The organism is Paenibacillus sp. 01T424 (assembly GCF_056398745.1).
The window spans coordinates 72,533-92,617 of record NZ_JBFTPZ010000023.1 but is presented as its reverse complement, the minus strand read 5'-3'; the positions used below and the strand labels follow the sequence as shown (position 1 = coordinate 92,617).

At 45.6% G+C, this 20,085-nt stretch carries 13 protein-coding genes; 12 read left to right on the top strand and 1 reads right to left on the bottom strand.

Annotation, left to right across the window (positions count from 1 at the left end; translation table 11 throughout):
- The first annotated feature begins 16 nt into the window (after positions 1-16).
- Positions 17-1,246 (top strand): MFS transporter, encoded by a 1,230-nt coding sequence (locus AC1DPK_RS18145; RefSeq protein WP_477511218.1) that lies wholly within the window; start codon positions 17-19, stop codon positions 1,244-1,246.
- A gap of 265 nt (positions 1,247-1,511) precedes the next feature.
- On the opposite strand, the gene AC1DPK_RS18140 is transcribed toward AC1DPK_RS18145, so the two are convergent.
- Complete coding sequence (locus AC1DPK_RS18140; RefSeq protein WP_477511217.1) at positions 1,512-2,393, bottom strand: helix-turn-helix domain-containing protein; 882 nt, start codon at positions 2,391-2,393, stop codon at positions 1,512-1,514.
- A 158-nt stretch (positions 2,394-2,551) separates the two neighbouring features.
- Between AC1DPK_RS18140 and AC1DPK_RS18135 the strand changes: the two genes are divergently transcribed.
- From AC1DPK_RS18135 to AC1DPK_RS18085, 11 genes are all read left to right on the top strand, one after another.
- On the top strand, positions 2,552-3,619 hold the full coding sequence (locus tag AC1DPK_RS18135) for a Gfo/Idh/MocA family protein (RefSeq protein WP_477511216.1): 1,068 nt from the start codon (positions 2,552-2,554) through the stop codon (positions 3,617-3,619).
- A gap of 45 nt (positions 3,620-3,664) precedes the next feature.
- The gene (locus tag AC1DPK_RS18130; protein WP_477511215.1) at positions 3,665-4,501 is read left to right on the top strand and encodes a sugar phosphate isomerase/epimerase family protein; all 837 of its coding nucleotides are present in this window, start codon (positions 3,665-3,667) and stop codon (positions 4,499-4,501) included.
- A 227-nt stretch (positions 4,502-4,728) separates the two neighbouring features.
- Positions 4,729-7,113 (top strand): glycoside hydrolase family 95 protein, encoded by a 2,385-nt coding sequence (locus AC1DPK_RS18125; protein WP_477511214.1) that lies wholly within the window; start codon positions 4,729-4,731, stop codon positions 7,111-7,113.
- Positions 7,114-7,118: 5 nt separating this feature from the next.
- Positions 7,119-9,947, top strand: coding sequence for a glycoside hydrolase family 3 C-terminal domain-containing protein (locus AC1DPK_RS18120; RefSeq protein ID WP_477511213.1), 2,829 nt, complete (start codon positions 7,119-7,121; stop codon positions 9,945-9,947).
- A gap of 142 nt (positions 9,948-10,089) precedes the next feature.
- A complete protein-coding gene (locus AC1DPK_RS18115; RefSeq protein ID WP_441882133.1) occupies positions 10,090-10,443 on the top strand; it encodes a hypothetical protein in 354 nt (117 codons plus the stop codon).
- Between the two features lie 207 nt (positions 10,444-10,650).
- The gene (locus AC1DPK_RS18110; RefSeq protein WP_477511212.1) at positions 10,651-12,453 is read left to right on the top strand and encodes a cache domain-containing sensor histidine kinase; all 1,803 of its coding nucleotides are present in this window, start codon (positions 10,651-10,653) and stop codon (positions 12,451-12,453) included.
- Positions 12,446-14,002, top strand: coding sequence for a response regulator transcription factor (locus AC1DPK_RS18105; RefSeq protein ID WP_477511211.1), 1,557 nt, complete (start codon positions 12,446-12,448; stop codon positions 14,000-14,002). The genes AC1DPK_RS18110 and AC1DPK_RS18105 overlap by 8 nt, the downstream gene beginning before the upstream one ends.
- Positions 14,003-14,287: 285 nt before the next feature.
- Positions 14,288-15,247 carry an ABC transporter permease gene (locus AC1DPK_RS18100; RefSeq protein ID WP_477511210.1) on the top strand — a complete coding sequence of 320 codons (960 nt, stop codon included), beginning with the start codon at positions 14,288-14,290 and terminating at the stop codon, positions 15,245-15,247.
- A 12-nt stretch (positions 15,248-15,259) separates the two neighbouring features.
- Positions 15,260-16,153 carry a carbohydrate ABC transporter permease gene (locus AC1DPK_RS18095; RefSeq protein ID WP_430061753.1) on the top strand — a complete coding sequence of 298 codons (894 nt, stop codon included), beginning with the start codon at positions 15,260-15,262 and terminating at the stop codon, positions 16,151-16,153.
- A gap of 70 nt (positions 16,154-16,223) precedes the next feature.
- Positions 16,224-17,948, top strand: a complete 1,725-nt coding sequence (locus tag AC1DPK_RS18090; RefSeq protein ID WP_477511209.1) for an ABC transporter substrate-binding protein — start codon at positions 16,224-16,226, stop codon at positions 17,946-17,948.
- Positions 17,949-18,040: 92 nt separating this feature from the next.
- Positions 18,041-20,065 (top strand): beta-galactosidase, encoded by a 2,025-nt coding sequence (locus tag AC1DPK_RS18085; protein ID WP_477511208.1) that lies wholly within the window; start codon positions 18,041-18,043, stop codon positions 20,063-20,065.
- Positions 20,066-20,085 lie beyond the last annotated feature (20 nt).

Sequence of the window (20,085 nt, the reverse complement as noted above, 5' to 3'; positions counted from 1 at the left end):
GTAAGGAGAAAACTGTATGTCTAGTACTCAAGCTTCAATCGCAACATCACCGTCCGCTTTAAAAACGATATACCCACTGTTGTTTGCCATTAGCTTCGTGCATTTGATTAATGACACGATTCAATCGGTCGTACCGGCATTATTTCCTATTTTGAAGKACTCGCTTTCACTGAGCTTTGCTCAAATTGGATTGATCTCTTTGATGATTAATTTAACTGCAGCGCTGCTGCAGCCTGTTGTCGGCATTTTATCTGACTCGCATCCGAAGCCGATGCTGCTGCCTATTGGCATGCTGTTCACAATGGGGGGCGTTGCTGCTCTTTCGTATGCTTCGCAGTTCTGGATGGTCATGGTCGCTGTTATGTTAATTGGAATTGGTTCAGCCGTTTTCCATCCAGCTTCTGCGCGGGTTTCCTATTTGGCGGCTGGGACGAAAAAAGGTACAGGGCAGTCGATCTTTCAATTTGGCGGAAATATTGGACAATCGCTTGCACCAATCATGACTGCTGTTCTGTTCGTGCACACAGGTCAGCGCGGTGTGATCTGGTTTGCTCTGGTCGTTACGATTGGAATTGTCATTCAATTTAATGTAGCCAAATGGTACGGCAAGCAGCTCGCTCTTGAGCCAAGAAAGAGTACGAAGCAAGCGGCAAAGCCGGTTTCCAAACTTAATGTGTCCTCCGGTAAAGTTGTATTTGCCATAACGATTTTAATGATTCTTGTATTTTCCAAAAACGTCTATATTTCTGCGATCAGCAGCTATTACTCGTTTTATGCCATCGAGCATTTTGGACTCTCTGTCAGTCATGCTCAAATCGTATTGTTTGTCTTTCTTGCAGCGAATGTTATTGGCTTGCTTCTCGGCGGGGTGCTCGCAGATAAGTTCAGCCGTCGCAGCTTGATCTGGTTCTCGATCCTAGGAACTGCACCATTTGCGCTGCTGCTTCCTTATGCTAATTTAACATTTTCCGTTATTTTAATCTTTTTTGCCGGTTTAATCTTGGCCTCGGCGTTTTCCGTTATTTTAGTTTATGCGAACGAATTGCTTCCTGGGCGGGTTGGCCTCGTATCAGGTGTGTTTTTCGGAATGGCGTTTGGTCTCGGGGGCATTGGTTCGGCGGTGCTCGGCAATTTGGCAGATTCCATGGGTATTGAGTTTGTCATTCGCTGCACGTCCTATTTGCCTTTGCTCGGCATGCTGACGATTTTGCTGCCATCGGATCGCAAAGCCAAAGCAGCCGTTTAATCCGAGTGGACGATTTTCTCATTAGGACAATTTCCGCGCATTCCCCGCCCACATACAATGTTGGTGTATAGCCTAATTGGTGCTGGGAGGGGAGTAACGCTGTGAATAAGCGGACTTTAATGATCGTTTCGCTTGTCATTTATGTCATGCTAGCTATCTTATTCCTCATTTTGTCTATTTTTCATTAAACACATAACAGAGCAAGGGCTGTCCTAGAAGTAGATTGATCTACTCTAGGCAGCCCTTGTTTGTTTATTAGCCTCGGCTACTTGCCTGGCTGCTCCTGACTAAGCTTCATTTTACGGTAATCCTTCGGAACGATGCCCTTGGTTTCACGGAAAATACGGGAGAAGGTTTTGTATGAGCCATAACCAACCTCCAGCGCAATTTCAGCGACGCTCATATCGGTAGAAACAAGCAGGCTGCAGGCATGCCGCAAGCGCAAATCATGCAGGAAATGTACGAATGTTTGTCCAGTCGTTTGTTTAATTACTTCACTTATGCGAGACATGCTCAGTGAAAAGCGGCTTGCAAGATCAGATAGCGCAAGCTCGTCTTGATAATGTTGATGAATATAATGAATGATCGGCCAAACCGAGGCACTCGATTTGGAAGCAAGCCTTGAGGCTGGAACAGACGGCGCAATATTGCGGCGATAACGATCAAAGAAAGCTAATATTTCCTTCAACCGCACTTGCAGCATCGTTCGGCGCCAAGGCTCCTGCCCCGCATACTCACGAAACATATCTTCTATTAAATGCTTCATTCGTTCATTATCAGCACCGCTAAGTTGAACAGATGGCGGCAGAGTATTCTGATCGATGAGGTCCATAAGGCCTTCCTCTTGTCCAGGCTCCATCAGCAAGTCCATGCTAAACATACAATTATAAAGAACAAGTGTACTCCCGGGCTCGGTAAATAGTTCATGCACCTGATAAGGAAGCACAAACGTAAAAGTGCCGGGCAGCATTTGATGTTTTGCATCGTTGATCGATTCAGAGCCTCTTCCGTCTATAACATAAGAGAACTCCAAAAAGTCATGGCGATGCGGCCTAAAGCCATGGTAAAGACGGTTTAGGCTAATATGGAGGGGAGAAGAGGTATTCATATTTGGATACGTTTTCAAATAGTCAGGTATGTAGGTCATGAATGAATGCATTCCTCCGAAAATCTGAGACTTTTATCGAAAAACAAGCACGATTTCTCATCCCGTTTATTCTAACATAAATGAAGAGATCAAGCGTTACGAAAAACGAGTGCTTATTGCTGAGCAAGGGTTCATTCAAAATTATAGGAGGAATTTCATTGACTACAGAAAATAAGATTAGAATAGGTATTATCGGTGCAGGAAATATTGGCAACGTCCATGCAGGAGAATTTTCTAAGCTTGGCGAAGAGTGTATCATTACGGCGATTACTGATCTGGATTTGAATCGGGCAGAGAAAGCAGCCAAGCAATATGGTATTGAGCATGTTGCGGCTTCCAATGAAGAGTTGATTCAGCGAGCTGACATCGATGCGGTCATCATCGGTGTTCCTAACCAATTCCATGCTCCGCTTGCCGTTCAAGCTCTTGAAGCGGGCAAGCATGTGTTGATAGAGAAGCCGATGGGCATTAACAGCGATGCTGCTCGTCAAATATTGAGAGCAAGCGAAGCAGCAGACCGTGTCGTCATGGTCGCTCATCAAATGCGCTGGGAATCTGTTGCGATGCAAATTAAAGAGCAAATCGACCGTGGTGAGCTTGGCAAAATTTATACAGCCAAAACGGGCTGGTTTCGCCGCAAGGGCATTCCGGGCTGGGGCACATGGTTTACACAAATGGATCAATCGGGCGGCGGCCCGCTTATCGATATCGGCGTTCACATGCTTGACCTTGCGCTGTATTTGATGGGCAATCCAAAGCCGGTTTCCGTATATGGATCAACCTATGCAGAGTTTGGCCCAAACCGTAAAGGGATTGGCACATGGGGTACACCGGATTGGGACGGAACGTATGATGTTGAGGACTTGGCTACGGCGCTAATCAAAATGGAAGACGGCAGTACACTCTCGCTTGAAGTGAGCTGGGCTGTTCATATGGATACGGACAATTCACCGTTTATCCATGTAATGGGCTCAGAAGGCGGCGCAAGCTATCGCGGTGCTGAAGGCAAGCTGCTTACAGAAAAATTTGATCGCCCGATTGAAAGTGTTTTGAGCAAAGCAGACAATGATGAAGGTGAGCGCGCTCGTCTTAGCCGTCACTTCCTTGCATGTATTCGTGAAGGTAAACAGCCGATTACTTCCGTATTGACTGGTTTGACGAACAATCTTGTGCTTGATGCAATTTATGAATCATCGCGCACAGGCAATGAAGTGAAGCTGGACTGAAATCTAAATTAATTATAATTGATTGTAGAATGAGGAGGAATTTGTATGTTGAGAGGTTTAACTGGAGCGGGTCTTGGTCGAATCGAAAGTGATGAGCATCTAATTAAGCTCGCTGGCGCGTACGGATTTCAAGCTGTAGATTTGGATGCGGCGTCGCTAATTAATCGTTATGGTGAAGAGCAAGCTCGTGAGCTTCTTGCAAGCAATGGCGTAGTAATTGGCTCCATTGGTCTTCCAGTAGAATGGAGAACAACGGAAGAAGCTTTTCTTGAAGGATTGGAGAAGCTGGCATCCTCTGCGGCTGCGGCTGCGGCTCTAGGCTGTACAAGCTGCTGCACCTATATTTTGCCTTCAACAGATTTGAAAGCAGCTCGCTTCATGGCACTTGCAACTCGCAGATTACGTACTTGCGCTCAAATTCTAGGTGCTTATGGCATTCGCCTTGGCCTTGAATTTGTTGGCCCGCATCATTTGCGGACGCGTTGGGAAAATCCATTTATTTGGACGCTCGAGGAAACATTGGAGTGGATCGACGCAATCGGTGAGAGCAATGTAGGATTGTTGTTTGATGCCTATCACTGGTATACGAACAGCCTGACTGTTGCTGATATTGAAGCGCTTCGTCCAGAGCAAATCGTCCATGTTCATATCAATGACGCGCCGGACGTGCCGGTTGAGGAAGCACTCGACAACGGCCGCGTATATCCTGGTGAAGGTGTAATTGATTTAGTCGGATTCCTGCAAGCACTTAATCGTATTGGCTATAAAGGTGCTGTGTCACAGGAGATCTTATCATCAGAAGCGGAATCGCAATCGCCGGAAGAGCTGGCGCAGCGCTCCAAAGCAGGTTTTGATAAAGTATTTGGCGCAGCTGGTCTGTAAGAAATACTCCTTCAAATATAATATGGCTGTGAGTTACATCGCTGCAAGCACACATCATCGTGCTTGCAGCGATTTTTTATTATTTAGCGAGAATTCGAAAAAACGCTAATTTTGACATGATTTTTCATGAAATGTATTGGGTACTGTCGAGCAGGGCTATTCCGTTATGATGAATAATAACTGTTTTTTAAACGCTGTGAACAGAGCGATAATAGGAGACCAAAAACATGGGATATAAAGCAGAGCAGCTTCATCCGTTAAACCTTTGGTATAAGCAGGCGGCTTCACGATGGGAGGAAGCACTGCCCATTGGGAATGGCCGACTAGGCGGTATGGTATTTGGCGGTGTGGAACAAGAACGCATTCAATTAAATGAAGATACATTGTGGTCAGGCTTTCCGCGGGATACGAACAATTACGAAGCGCTGCGCTATTTAAAGCGAGCCCGGGACTTCATAGCAGATAAAAGATTTGTTGAGGCGGAGCAGTTAATCGAGGCGAAGATGCTCGGAACAAACACAGAGTCCTATCAACCGATGGGCGACTTGTTTATAGAGCAGCATTTTGAACACGCCCTTGATCAGGCTCCAGATTACATTCGCAAGCTTGATATCGATGCAGGCATCGCTGCTGCACGGTTTCAAGTGGGTAAAACGGTTTACTCGCGCGAGATGTTCGTTAGCGCGGTGGATCAAGTATTATGCGTTAGATACGAGTCAGAAGGAGAAGATCTGCTAGAGCTTACAGCAGCGATGACTTCCTCCGTACAGTATGGAATCGAGGCAGCAGGCAGCGACGCTATCGTACTTCACGGTCGTTGTCCAAGTCATGTAGCAGACAATTATTTGGGAGATCATCCGCTGGCTGTACAGTATGAGAATGATCGCGGCATTACGTTTCAAGGAAAACTGATGGTCAAGATAGAAGGCGGCAAACTATCGATAAACAGCGATAAGCAAATAAATATTCAAGGGGCAAGCTCGGCTACATTTCTATTAAGCGCAGCAACAAGCTTTGTGAATTTTGATGTTCATCCAGACAAAACTGCTGCTGAACTGGCCGAGCAAAACGATCGCCTACTGGAGAAAGCATTAACTTTTAGCTATGAACAGCTGCGAGAGCGCCATGTAGAGGATCATCGAAGCTTGTTTCAACGCGTGCAGCTCGATTTGGGGCGGACGGAACAAGCTCAATTGCCGACAGATGAGCGGCTGGAAAACTATAAGCAAGGCAAACAAGATCCAGCATTGGAAGCGCTATATTTCCAATACGGCCGATATTTGCTTATGGCAAGTTCGCGGCCAGGCACGCAGCCGGCTAATCTGCAAGGCATATGGAATGACCGGGTTCAGCCGCCTTGGAACAGCGACTATACGACGAATATTAATACGCAAATGAATTATTGGCCGGCGGAAATAGGGAATTTGAGCGAATGCCATGAGCCTTTGTTTCGCTTGATTGAGGAACTCAGCATCACGGGAGCCCGTACCGCGGCTATTCATTACAACAGTGCAGGCTGGGTAGCGCATCATAATGTGGATTTATGGCGGACATCAACGCCGACAGCCGGCCATCCAAGCTGGGCTTTCTGGCCGCTTGGCGGCGTTTGGCTGATGCAGCATTTATGGGAGCATTATTTATATCATCCGAGTGAAGCCTTTTTGAGAGAAAAAGCTTATCCCTTAATGAAGGGCGCAGCTTTATTTTGTTTGGACTTACTGCAGGAGAACGACAAAGGGCAGCTGATGACTTCGCCATCCACGTCGCCAGAGAATAAATTTCTGACCGCACAAGGGGAGGCTTGCAGTGTTGCTGAGTCATCTGCTATGGACATTACTTTAATTGGCGAGCTGTTTGATCATTGCGCAGCAGCTGCGAGCTTGCTCGGAATCGATGCATCTTTCAAGCAGCAGCTAGAAGCAGCGAGGAGCAAGCTTCCTCCGCTGCAAATTGCGCCTAATGGACAATTGCAGGAATGGCATGATTATTTCGAGGAGCATGAGCCTGGGCATCGTCATGTATCTCATCTATATGGCTTATATCCAGGTACGTCAATCAATCAAGAAACAACTTCGGAGCTTGTGGAAGCGGGCCGCCTTTCACTTGAGAGCCGCATAAACCACGGAGGCGGTCATACAGGCTGGAGCTGTGCGTGGTTAATTAACTTATTTGCGAGGCTGAAGGATTCGAAGTCTTCTTATCATTTTATCCATACTTTGCTTGCACGCTCTACGCATCCGAATTTGTTCGATGATCATCCACCGTTTCAAATCGATGGAAACTTTGGCGGTACGGCGGGCATTGCAGAGCTTCTGCTGCAAAGCCATTTGGGTTATATCGAGCTTCTGCCAGCGCTTCCGGGTGCATGGCCGGCAGGTTGCGTGAAAGGTCTTAAAGCGCGTGGAGGGTTTGTTGTCGATATGGAATGGACAGATGGCAAGCTGACGGCTGGGCGCATGCAATCCACACACGGATCGATTTGCAGCTTGCGATCGAAGGAATCCATTACCGTTGTTGCTTCTGACGGTACAGCTATCGATGCGTCAAAGCCATTTTCAACAAACAAAAATGAATGGTATAGCATATTAACATCCACGATAGAGGGGGAGTAAGCGTTATGACGACCAGTATACGTTTTCCATTTGAAAATTTAGAGCTTCCGCTTGAAGAACGGGTAACCGATCTTGTTTCACGTTTTACGCTGGATGAGAAAATTGAATCGATGGTTCAATACCAGCCTGAAATAAAGCGATTAGGCGTAAAGCCGTACAAACATGGGACGGAAGCGGCGCACGGAATGGCGTGGTTAGGCGAAGCGACCACGTTCCCTCAGCCCATCGGGCTTGGCTGCACTTGGAATCCCGAGCTGCTGAAGGAAGTAGGCTCTGCAATCGGTGACGAAGCACGCGTTTACTTTCAGCGAAACCCAGCCATCAACGGCTTGACGCTGTGGGCGCCAACGGTGGATATGGAGCGAGATCCGCGCTGGGGAAGAACAGAAGAGGCTTATGGAGAAGATCCTAAGCTGACAGGTGAGCTAACAGCCTCGCTGGTACAGGGCATTCAAGGCGATCACCCGCTTTACTTTAAAGCGGTAGCGACCTTGAAGCATTTTATCGGCAATAACAATGAAATCAATCGCGGCAGTTGTTCGGCGAGCATTGATCCGCGCAATATGAAGGAATATTATCAAGCAGCGTTCAAGCCTGCTTTCGTCAAGGGCGGCGCTCATTCGATGATGACCTCGTACAACTCGGTTAATGGCACGCCTACTATTTTGCATGAGGACGTAAACAAAGTAGTGAAAGAGGAATGGGGCATGAACGGCTTCATCGTCAGCGATGCGGGAGATTTGCTTGGTATCGTCAACGATCATCATTATTATGATTCCTATAAAGAGGCAGTAGCTCATTCCATCAAAGCAGGCATCGACAGCATAACGGATGATAAAGAAAAATCATGCGCGGCTATTCGTGAAGCTTTGTCAGAAGGGCTGCTGTCAGAGCAGGATTTGGATAAAGCACTTATTAACACCTTCCGTGTACGTTTCCGCTTAGGAGAGTTCGATCCCGCTGAAGGGAATCCATACGTGGATATGCCGGAATCGAAACTATGTGCACCGGAGCATGGACAATTATCGCTGCGAGCTGCAAAAGAGTCGATTGTTTTGCTCAAAAATGAGAACAAAACGTTGCCGTTGAATAAAGAAAAGTTAAGCCGTGTAGCAGTGATCGGGCCGCTTGCCGACGTTGTATACCGAGACTGGTACTCTGGATCACTGCCGTACAAAGTAACACCACTTGAAGGCATCGAGAGCAAGCTTGCCGGCAAAGAAGTAACATTCAGCAGCGGCAATGATCGCGTTCGATTGAAATCAGCTGCGAATGGAAAAGTATTGCGCACATCCACAGACCATGCAAACCGCCTGCAAGCGACTGATTTGGATGAGGAAGGCGATACATTTGAGGTGACGGATTGGGGCTGGGGCAGTTATACGCTAGAGAGCATGGATTCCGGCAAGCTGCTTACAAGCGCAGATGATGTCAATATTGCAGCTGCTGCAAGCGAAGCTTTTGGCTGGTTTGTGAAGGAAGTGTTCAAGCTTGATGAGCAATCCGAAGAGAATTTTGCGATACGAACTTGGAACGGCAAGCTGGTCACTGCCCCTAATGGCGGCGCAGATTCCCTTCAAGTTACGGAATTAGCGGATATTGGAGCAAGCGAGCTGTTCTCTAAAGATGTTATCGCGAACGGAATTGCAGAAGCGGCAGCTGCAGCCAAAGCAGCAGAAACGGCAATTGTTTTCGTAGGCAATAATCCTCTTATTAACGGGAAAGAAGAAATCGATCGTCCAAGCCTTGACCTTGCCGCTTCGCAAAATGAATTAATTAGCGCGGTATTCGCTGCTAATCCGAACACGGTCGTCGTAGTTATTGGAAGTTATCCATTTGCACTTAACAAGGTAAACGAGCAAGTTCCCGCGATTGTTTACTTATCACATGCAGGTCAAGAGCTGGGCAATGCCATTGCTGACGTTTTATTCGGTGATTACTCGCCGGCTGGACGCTTGAATATGACTTGGTACAAATCAGAAGAGCAGTTAACCGATCTAATGGATTATGATATTTTGAAAGGAAAACGAACATATCTTTATTTCGATGGCGAACCGTTGTATCCATTTGGTTATGGTCTTAGCTACGGTTCATTCCGATACGGTCCGCTTGAGATTACGAATAACGCTGCGAGTATGAACGGCAGTGTAACAGTGGAACTGCAGGTTACGAATGAGAGCGACATCGCAGCGGATGAGGTTGTCCAATTATATGTTCGAGTAGAGGGCTCAAGGGTACAGCGTCCGCTTAAGAAGCTGGTTGGCTTCACGCGGATTTCATTCCAGCCTAGAGAGACGAAGCAAGTAGAACTTGTAGTTCCAGCAGAAGAGCTTGCTATTTGGGATGTAACACGGGACCGTTTCTGCCTTGAAACGGCGGCTTATACGTTTGCAGCTGGTGCCTCCTCTGCACATCTCCTTGCCGAGAGTACAATAACAATCGAAGGCGAGACCATTCCACCACGTCAGTTATCCTTGCAGACGCGCGCGGAAAACTATGATGATTATGCCCATGTTTATTTGGATGAGAGCAAGGAAGGCGGAACGGCAGTCCGTTTATCGCAAGCAGAGGGCTGGATCAAATTTAATGATGTTGATTGGTCAAACGGCCCAAGTGTATTTGAAGCTCGCGTTAGCGGCGGCGCTCAAGGCGGAGAGTTGTCTATTCAGATGATCAGCCCGGCCGCTGTTTTTAGAGGCTCATGCTCGGTTGAGTCAAGCGGTGAGCAAGAATGGCAAACGATTCGTATTGATCTGCCAAGCTGCAAGCTGAGAGGCGATCTGGTAATTGGTTTGACGGAAAGTGTGAAGCTGAGCTTCTTCCGCTTTCAATAATATGAGCAATTTCATACGGAGCTGTCTTCAGGTGCTGTATAGCGCTTGTTGCAGCTCCGTTTTTGCGGTTATGGTTGCTTTTTATGTAATGCAGCTTTATTCTTTAAATGAACAATGAGCATCGACAGAGGAGCTAGTCCATATGGCAAACGACATTGAAATCAACTTGTATAAAGATTGGATAAATACGGTGAAAGAAATCTTCCGGGGGTCAGGACATCCTTTGCCTGAATCCATTAGCGATCGGGAGGCAGCAGTTGCTTACTTCTCGCAGACCGCACAATCGAAAGAGGAAGCAGAGCAGCAGGCGGATGCCAATGAAGAACGCCTTGCCTCGCTGCAGCAGACGATCATCGATCATTTTGAAACGGTTATTGTGCCGGATATTCGCAGCAGAACAAATTATGCAGGCGATCGTTTTGCTTTCAAATGGTTGTACAACAAAGGCGAGCATATCGTTGAAGAGCATTCATCCTACCGAATTCCGCTCTCTTAAGAGCGGGATTTTTGCATCGTATAGGCAGCGCTTCCATTTTGTCTAATTTTCATATGATAAAATATTGAATTAGTGATGTAGGCACGGCAGATTACCAGCATTATAATGTAGATGCCTTAAAATTTTACGCGAAAAAGTAAACGCTTACCTCAGCCGATACTAACGAATGAAGTTTGCTGCGCAAAGCTTTAAGGAGGAACCGTTTGTATGAAGAAGAGCATTCGAACAATGGGGCAAAGAATGAACAATATTCGAATCAAAAAGAAACTTATTATTTCTTTTATTCTCGTTGTTTTTGTACCGGTGCTTATCGTAGGCATTTTTCTTACCGTCGCTTTTAGGCAAAATGTACTTGATCAAGCGACCCAGCAAATTACGAATAACGTCGAGCGAATTAAGAAGCAGACCTTGGATATTATACGCATGCCAATCGAAATTTCCGACAAGCTGCTGGTCGATAGCAGGTTAACGAACGTCGTCAACACGCAATACAGCTCCACGTTTGATGTCGTTAAGGCGTTTTGGGATTACCGTGATTTTAAAGATTACATTAAACTATACAGTGAAGTCTACAACATACGCTTTTATACGACGAATATGACGATACTCGACAATTGGGAGTTTCTGAAAGTTACCGATCCCATTGCGGAAACAGACTGGTATAAGTCAGCAATGAAGCGCGACGGCATTCACTGGGAATACATTAAGGATGAAACCAAAAATAACCGCCGTTATTTGAGTCTGATTCGGAAGATCACGTTCCCAACATATCGGACAAGCGGCGTACTAGTGATAGGCGTGAATCAGGATGAGCTTAATGCGATGATTAGCCAAGAGCCGTTTGATACGATGATTATTGATGACAATGGTTATATGATTGCAGCGAAAAACCCCGAATGGGTAGGTAAAAATATTTCTGAATTAGACTTTGCCAGTAAACTGACGAATAAAGCAGCAGGCACCTATGAATTCAAATACGAAGGAAAACCTTCGAAAATTGTTATCGAGGATCTTCAGCCTGAATCAAGCTTTAATCGGTTGAAAATCGTATCTGTATTTACAATTGATAGTATTGTAAGTGGAGCTAATCGCATAAGCTTGCTTGGGCTAGGCATTATTTTGCTAAGCTTAGTTATAGCCTTCGTTATGATTTATATTTTTTCTGCGATTATATCGAAGCGGATGCTGGTCCTGAATAAAGATTTGAACAAAGTAGCGATGGGAGATTTGAACGTGATTTCGCATGTGACAGGCAATGACGAGATTGGCATCCTGTCCAAGCAATTCAACAACATGGTCGTAAGTATTCGCGGCTTAATGGACGAGGTAGCGGAATCGCATAAACAACAGGCCCAGCTGCAGCTTAGACAAAAGGAAATTAAGCTGAAAATGATGGCCAGCCAAATCAATCCTCATTTTTTGTTTAACGCGCTTGAATCGATTCGAATGAAGGCTCATATCAAGGGCGAGACAGAGATTTCTTCAATCGTTCGTATGCTTGGTAAAATGATTCGTCGAAATTTAGAAATAGGCGCGCGCAAAATTGCATTAAAGGATGAACTCGAAATGGTGCGCTGCTATTTGGAAATTCAAAAATTCAGATACGGTAACGATCGATTGACGTTTCGCCTGGATATCGATGCTAACGGTCAGGAGATCGAAATTCCGCCGCTTATTATTCAGCCTCTCATCGAGAATGCTGTTGTGCATGGTCTTGAAAATGTTGCTGAGGGCGGATTCGTATGGTTAAAGACAGAGGTCAGTGATCATATGCTTCGGGTTGAGGTATCCGACAATGGCGTAGGAATCAGCGATGAAAAGATTAATGAAATCAATGAATCGCTGCATGATATGGAAGAAGAGGAAGAATACCGAATCGGGCTGCGCAATGTCCATCAGCGGCTGGTCATGATCTATGGGGACGGATATGGCTTGACGCTGAAGAGCGAGCTTGGAGCGGGTACACGCATTACTTTTGAAATTCCAATAGGGGGTCATTCGCTTGCATAAAGTACTCATTGTAGACGATGAACCGATGATTCGAGAAGGACTGCAAACATTAGTTGATTGGAGCAAATACGGATTTGCCGTCGCAGGGACAGCATCCAATGGACGCGAGGCAGTCGAGAAGCACGGCGTGCTGAGTCCTGATTTGATTCTGATTGATATCCGCATGCCTGGCATGGATGGACTACAAGCGATTGAGGAAATAAGGAAAACAGACAATAGCTGTCATTTTTTAATTTTGAGCGGCTATGCGGAGTTCAATTATGCTAAGCAAGCGATCGCGCATAATGTGGATGGTTATATTTTAAAGCCGATCGATGAAGATGAGCTGGAGAGCTATGTCGAACGTGTCTCTGCTCAGCTCCAAAGTCAGTCGGAGCAGCGCCAAAACACAGAGCAATCGGTTGCTTTACTGCGTGAGGAGATGCTGTATCAGCTCTCAAGCGGGAAGCTGGATGCAAATACGGCTAACAGTCACGAGCTGAAAACATTATTGGGTGAGCCTGCGAAATATTACCAGCTGATGTTGATCGAGCTCTACAGCAGGGAACATTCCCTTACACTGAATGCAACGCTCAAGAAGAAGCTGACAGACATTGTTGAAGAGAAGCAAATCGGCTGGGTTTTTTCTGCCGAGCCTTATATTGGGATATTGCTTAAAGATTATATGCTCCAAAATGGCTCGCGCGAGCAAATGAAGCTGTGGATCGAGGAATGCTGCGGAACGAAGGTGAAATTTGCAGCTGCGGCAAGCGAACCCGTTCGCGAACCCGCGGAGCTGCAAAAATGGTCCATGCCCATTCACGACTTATTGAAGCAGCGGTTCATGCTGCAAGGACAGTTCATCCATATGGCGTCTTTAGCCGAGGAAAGACAGCAGGCGGAGGCTAAGCTTAGCAATCAATTATCAATCGAAAGCCTTGCTCAAAAGATTTATTATATGCTGGATATCGGGAGCAAAGAGGGAATGGACAACGCGATGCAGGAGGCGTCCAATCAAATTATCGCTTATGATTGTTCCGAGCCGTTCGTCAAATCGAGCTGGGCGCAGCTTCTCACGATCGTACTAAATAAAGCGGCCTTGTCTAATCCGCAGCTATCACTTCATGAGGATCTGTCGATGATTACCGCCCTGTACCTTGCCCATCATTATGAGGAAATGATTGCGCAGCTGCAAACCCGTCTGTCGGAGCTGGCGATGAAAACTTCGAAATCAGACAGCTTGTCGGTCATGAAACAAATGACTGACTTTATTGAACGTCATTATAGCGAAAATATTAAGCTGGAAACGCTGGCTGATCTTTTTAATTACAATAGCGGCTATTTAGGCAAAATGTTCAAAAACTATACGGGTGAGCATTTCAACACGTATTTGGATCAAGTGCGAATACAGCATGCCATTGGGCTGCTGCAGGAGGGGCTCAAGGTTCATCAGGTGTCGGAACGGGTCGGATATGCGAATGTTGATTATTTCCATAGTAAATTTAAAAAGTATAAAGGGGTATCGCCCTCATCCTTTAAAAGTATTTCTGGTAGAACGGCTTTGGAATAGGAAGCTGTTGTTCCTATAATCTTATTATTACAAACATCTATTTCACAGGACTGATAGAGTCGCTGACGAGCTAGATGTTTTTTTTATTTTTTTTATATAACCAACGGTTATGAAAGCGCTTGAAAGAACGTATTTTCATATGATTTTAGGTCTAATTATATGGGTGCCGGAGGATAGGTTCTATCGTTTATGATAAGTACAGATAAGAGAGGGTAAGCTACTCACCACATAAGGTAGCTTGCGAAGACGTTTTTGCACGAAGCAGAAACAGTAGGAGGAGCAGCTATGAAACCGCTAACAGATAGTCCTAAGCAGTTAAGGGCGACAAACAAAAGGAATCGATTTTGGTTCAAAGCCATTCAGCAGCGTTACTTGTACATGATGTCGCTGCCATTCGTCATCTGGATCTTCCTATTCAGCTATGTGCCGGTATGGGGCTGGTTGACCGCATTTCAGAATTATAAGCCGAAAAACGGGATATTGAATCAAAAATGGGTAGGCTTTGACAATTTCGTAGAGCTGTTTCAAGACGAAAGATTTTATATCGTTTTGCGAAACACGCTGGCAATGAGTACGATGGGGCTTATCGTAGGGTTTACGATTCCAGTTATTTTTGCTCTATTGCTGAATGAAATAAGAGGGCAGTTTTTTAAGCGCTCAGTACAAACCATTTCATATTTGCCGCACTTTGTATCTTGGGTTGTTGTTGCGGGGCTTGTAACGAAGATGCTGTCAACAGACGGCGGTGCGATTAATCAATTATTGATGTATCTTAACATCATTGATACGCCGATTCAGTTTATGGCCAAGGGCGAATGGTTCTGGAGCGTCGTAACCATATCGGATTTGTGGAAGGAAATGGGCTGGAATTCCATTATCTTTTTAGCTGCGATGGCGGGAATAGATCCTGAGCTTTATGAAGCATCGACTGTCGATGGGGCAGGCCGATTCCGCAAAATGTGGCATATTACATTACCGGGAATTAGAACAACCTTTATGGTGCTATTCATATTATCGATCGGTCATTTAATCAGCATTGGCTTTGAGAAACAGTTTTTGTTAGGAAATCCTCTTGTATCCGATTTTTCAGAAGTGCTCGATCTTTATGCGCTGAAGTACGGTATTCAAATGAGCCGATATTCGTATGGTACGGCAATYGGTATCTTTAACTCCGTCGTCAGCATCCTATTAGTGTTTATCGCGAACGGAATTTACAAACGAGTCACCAAAGAATCAATCATATAGGAGGTGCGGTACATGCAAGGAGCTATGAGAAGAAGTACAGGCGATAAAGTTTTTGACACATGCATTTATGTATTCATGATCATCGTTGCTATCGTAACGTTGTATCCGTTCCTGAATGTACTAGCGATATCATTTAATGATTCGGTAGATACGGTAAGAGGCGGTTTAACTATATACCCTCGCGAATTTACACTCAAAAATTACGAGACGATTTTCGGCTTTGAGGGACTGCTTGTAGGCTTCAAAAACTCGGTTATTCGTACCGTTTTGGGAACGCTCATTGGGGTGTTGTCGGCATCCATGATGGCTTACACCTTAAGTCGTCCAGACTTCCAAGCAAGAAGATGGATGTCCGTCGTATTCGCACTCACGATGTATTTCTCAGGCGGTCTCATTCCAGGGTTTCTGCTTATGAAAAACTTAGGTTTGATTGGTACGTTTTCGGTTTACATCATTCCTGCTATTTTGAGCGTTTGGAACGTGTTCATCGTCCGCTCTTATATTGACGGGCTTCCGTATGCACTCCAAGAATCAGCCAAAATTGATGGGGCAAATGATTGGACTATATTTTGGAAGGTTATCCTTCCGCTTTGTCAGCCTGTACTCGCTACAATTGCTTTGTATATTGCTGTTGGACACTGGAACGCTTGGTTTGATACTTACTTGTTCAATAATAGGAGTCCAGAGAATACGACACTGCAGTATGAGCTGATGAAGGTGCTGCTATCCACGCAAACGGGCAGTAATTACCGTGACCCTAATGCGCAGCAAACGCTGGCGTCGGTTTCACCGGAGTCTATCAAGATGGCGATTACGATCGTCGTTACGGTACCGATTTTGCTAGTTTATCCTTTCCTTCAGAAGTATTTTGTCAAAGGCATGACGCTTGGCGCAGTAAAAAGTTAATATTGGTAATAGCAGGTTTCCTGTTATATACACAAGCATGATGAACGAGAAAAAGGGAGGCTTTCAAGCAATGAAAAGAAAAATGCAAATGGCTTTAAGCTTGGTATTGGCACTTGTATTCGTATTTGTCACGGCATGCGGCAATTCGAATAATGAAGGCGGCAAAAATAAAGAAACGAACGCACCAGGCAATTCCACGAATTCACCAACAAATGCAGTAGAGCCGGAGAAGGGTGATCCGATTACGATTCGTATCGCTTCTGGCGACGCGAACCCGAGCTGGGATGATATGAAGTCAGATGTAGGGCAATTTATTGTAGATAAAACAGGAATTACGATTAAACAAGAATTCCCTGTCGGCGGCAGTGACACAGATATGTTTGCCCTTATGGTAGCAAGCGACGAGTTTCCAGATATGGTTATGCCAAAAGGCAGCGCAGGCAAACTGGTTGATGCTGGCGCACTGATCGATCTTCGACCTTTGATTGAGGAGCACGCACCGAACTTGAAAAAGATTTACGGCGAATACTTTAATCGTCTTCGTTGGAGCAAAGATGACGACGCGATTTATGTGCTTCCTCAAGACGGCGTAGGACAAACCTACTTCGAAGCAGGCGGCGGTTTCCAATTGCAGCATCAAGTGCTTGAAGCTGCAGGTTATCCAGAAATCAAAACGGTACAAGACTATGAAGCTGCAATCAAAGCTTATATTGAGAAGAACCCTAAAACAGCTGATGGCCAGCCGACAATCGGCATGTCGCTTAACGGCGGTGAATGGCAAATTCTAATTTCAGTTACAAACCCGGCTTTCTATGCAACAGGTGCTCCAGATGATGGCGAGTTTTTCGTTAATCAAGACACACATGAAGCGATCATGCATTACCAGCGTCCTGAGGAAAGAGAGTATTTCCGTTGGCTGAACCATATGAACGATATCGGTTTGCTTGATAAAGAAAGCTTCGTTCAAAAATATGATCAATATAAATCAAAAATTGCTTCCGGCCGTGTGCTTGGACTGATTGACCAAAACTGGGATTATGGCGAAGCAGAAAACGCTTTGAAAGCAGCTGGCAATTTTAAATCAACTTACGCTCGTTTTCCTGTAACGCTGAATGATACATTCCAAGATCACTCCTTCCAAGGCACAGGTTACCTATCTGGTTATGGAATTGGGATTACAAAGGATGCCAAAGATCCAGTACGCTTAATCAAATTCCTTGATTACCTTGCATCAGATGAAGGTCAAGTATTAGTGAACTGGGGTATTGAAGGCAAGCATTACAATGTAGAAGGCGGAAAACGTGTTATTCCTGCAGATGTTCAAGCTCAAAAATCAAATGACGGCAATACATTCAAGAAAACGACAGGTATTGGCAACTACTTGATTTCTGCTCGCTACGGCGATGGCGTGAAGGATCCTTCTGGAAACTACTATACGACGACATTCCCTGAGCAAATTCAAACGGCTTATTCCGAAGAAGACAAGAAGACGCTAGCGAAATACAATGCGAAAACGTACAGAGACCTATGGCCTGCTGACGATGCATTCCCTGTTCGCAAATATGGCGCAGCTTGGACACTTCCGTTCGAGACGGGCTCGCAAGCAAACGTTATTTTCCAAAAAACACAAGATATTATGAAAAAACGTATCCCTGAAGCGATTCTTGCTAAACCAGCAGACTTCGATAAAATCTATGATGCATTTCTAAAAGATCTTGATGATGCAGGTGTAGCAAAACTGAATGCTGAATTTACAAAAATGGTGCAGGATCGTGTGGAACTTTGGTCGAAATAAGACTCAAAGTGAATTGGCAGGGAGAGGGCTCATCTAATGAGCTCTCTCCCTTGCTGTTAATTAACATAAACTGAAGGGAGATTGAAATAAAAATGATAAACGAGAAACTTCCGAAAATATGGTACGGCGGAGATTACAATCCGGAGCAGTGGGATGATGAGACGATGACAGAGGATCTTCGCATGTTCAAGCTTGCGAACATTGATGTTGCAACGGTTAACGTTTTTTCTTGGGCGCGGATTCAACCAAGTGAAGAAACCTATGATTTCACTGAGCTGGATAACATAATTGACAGACTTCATGGCGACCAAATCGCTGTTTGCCTTGCTACAAGTACGGGGGCTCATCCGGCATGGATGGCGAAGAGATATCCGGATGTCACTCGTGTCGATTATGAGGGCCGCAAACGTAAATTTGGAGGACGCCACAATTCCTGTCCGAGCAGCCAAACCTACCGGCAGCATTCGGGACGCATCGCTGGGAAGCTGGCTGAGCGTTATAAGGATCACCCTGCGATTGTCGCTTGGCATATTTCGAATGAATATGGCGGCTACTGTTATTGCGATAACTGCGCCGACGCTTTCCGAATATGGCTGCAAAAGCGTTATCACACGATTGAACAATTGAATAAGGTTTGGTATACAAATTTCTGGGGCCATACTTTTTATGACTGGGATGAAATTGAACCGCCTAATGCGCTTAGCGAGGAATGGGGCGGCAATCGAACCAACTTCCAAAGCATATCGCTTGATTATCGCAGATTTCAATCGGATGCTCTACTTGATTGTTATTTAATTGAACACGAAGAAATTCGCAAGCACTCGCCCAACATTCAAATTACGACAAATATGATGGGTACTTACCCTGAGCTTGATTATTTCAAGTGGGCAAAACATTTGGATGTCATCTCGTGGGACAATTACCCGTCGATCGACACTCTCGTAAGCTATACAGCAATGACGCACTCGCTTATGCGCGGTTTGAAAAGTGGACAGCCCTTTATGCTGATGGAGCAAACGCCGAGCCAGCAGAACTGGCAAGCCTACAACGCTTTGAAGCGCCCTGGCGTCATGCGGCTTTGGAGCTATCAGGCAGTAGCGCATGGCGCGGATACCGTCATGTTCTTCCAGCTGCGCCGCTCGATCGGAGCATGCGAGAAATATCATGGCGCTGTCATTGAGCATGTGGGCCATGAGCATACGCGCGTGTTTCGTGAGTGCGCGGAGCTTGGTCATGAACTGACGAAGCTTTCAGATAAGCTGCTTGATTCGCGAATTGATGCAAAGGCAGCCATCGTATTTGACTGGGAAAACCGCTGGGCAGTTGAGCTATCCAGCGGTCCAAGCGTAGCTTTAAAATACGTGGACGAGGTTCATAAGTATTACGATGCCTTGTTTGAATTGAATGTTCAAACCGATATGATCAGCATTGAAGAAAATTTCGAGCAATATGATCTCGTCATTGCACCGGTTATGTATATGATTAAACCGGGTTTTGCGGAGAAGGTTGAAGCGTTCGTGGAGCGCGGGGGCACCTTCATTACGACTTTTTTCAGCGGCATCGTTAATGAGAATGATCTCGTAACTACGGGCGGCTATCCAGGCAAGCTGCGCAAGGTTCTTGGCATTTGGGCGGAGGAGATCGACGCGCTGCTGCCAGGCCAACACAACCAAATGGTGATGAAAAAAGTTGATGGGGCTCTCAGCGGCACCTATACATGCAGTCTGCTATGTGATTTGATCCATTCTGAAGGTGCTGAGGTTATTGCTGAGTACGGCTCAGATTTCTATAAAGGCATGCCAGCGGTTACCGTTAATAAATTTGGCAGCGGGGAAGCTTGGTATATAGCTTCCAGTCCTGATAAAGAGTTTCTGCAGTCGCTGCTCACGAACCTATGCAAGGACAAAGGGATTGAGCCAATCTTGTCCGTACCTACAGGGGTCGAAGTAACACGCAGAAATAAAGATGGGAAATCCTTTACTTTTATTTTGAACCATAACTCTGAGCCTTCTGAGCTTCAGCTTGGCGCTCAGCAGCGAACAGAGCTTCTCACGGGTGAGATTGTCAGCGGCACTTACAGCTTATCTGCTAAAGGCGTTATGATTATTGAACAATAAAACATTTGCCTATTGAAATC

Coding starts and splice junctions, on each gene's coding strand:
- AC1DPK_RS18140 (WP_477511217.1), bottom strand. CDS start 2,393: ATGACCTACATACCTGACTATTTGAAAACGTATCCAAATATGAATACC.
- AC1DPK_RS18130 (WP_477511215.1), top strand. CDS start 3,665: ATGTTGAGAGGTTTAACTGGAGCGGGTCTTGGTCGAATCGAAAGTGAT.
- AC1DPK_RS18125 (WP_477511214.1), top strand. CDS start 4,729: ATGGGATATAAAGCAGAGCAGCTTCATCCGTTAAACCTTTGGTATAAG.
- AC1DPK_RS18120 (WP_477511213.1), top strand. CDS start 7,119: ATGACGACCAGTATACGTTTTCCATTTGAAAATTTAGAGCTTCCGCTT.
- AC1DPK_RS18115 (WP_441882133.1), top strand. CDS start 10,090: ATGGCAAACGACATTGAAATCAACTTGTATAAAGATTGGATAAATACG.
- AC1DPK_RS18110 (WP_477511212.1), top strand. CDS start 10,651: ATGAAGAAGAGCATTCGAACAATGGGGCAAAGAATGAACAATATTCGA.
- AC1DPK_RS18095 (WP_430061753.1), top strand. CDS start 15,260: ATGCAAGGAGCTATGAGAAGAAGTACAGGCGATAAAGTTTTTGACACA.
- AC1DPK_RS18090 (WP_477511209.1), top strand. CDS start 16,224: ATGAAAAGAAAAATGCAAATGGCTTTAAGCTTGGTATTGGCACTTGTA.
- AC1DPK_RS18085 (WP_477511208.1), top strand. CDS start 18,041: ATGATAAACGAGAAACTTCCGAAAATATGGTACGGCGGAGATTACAAT.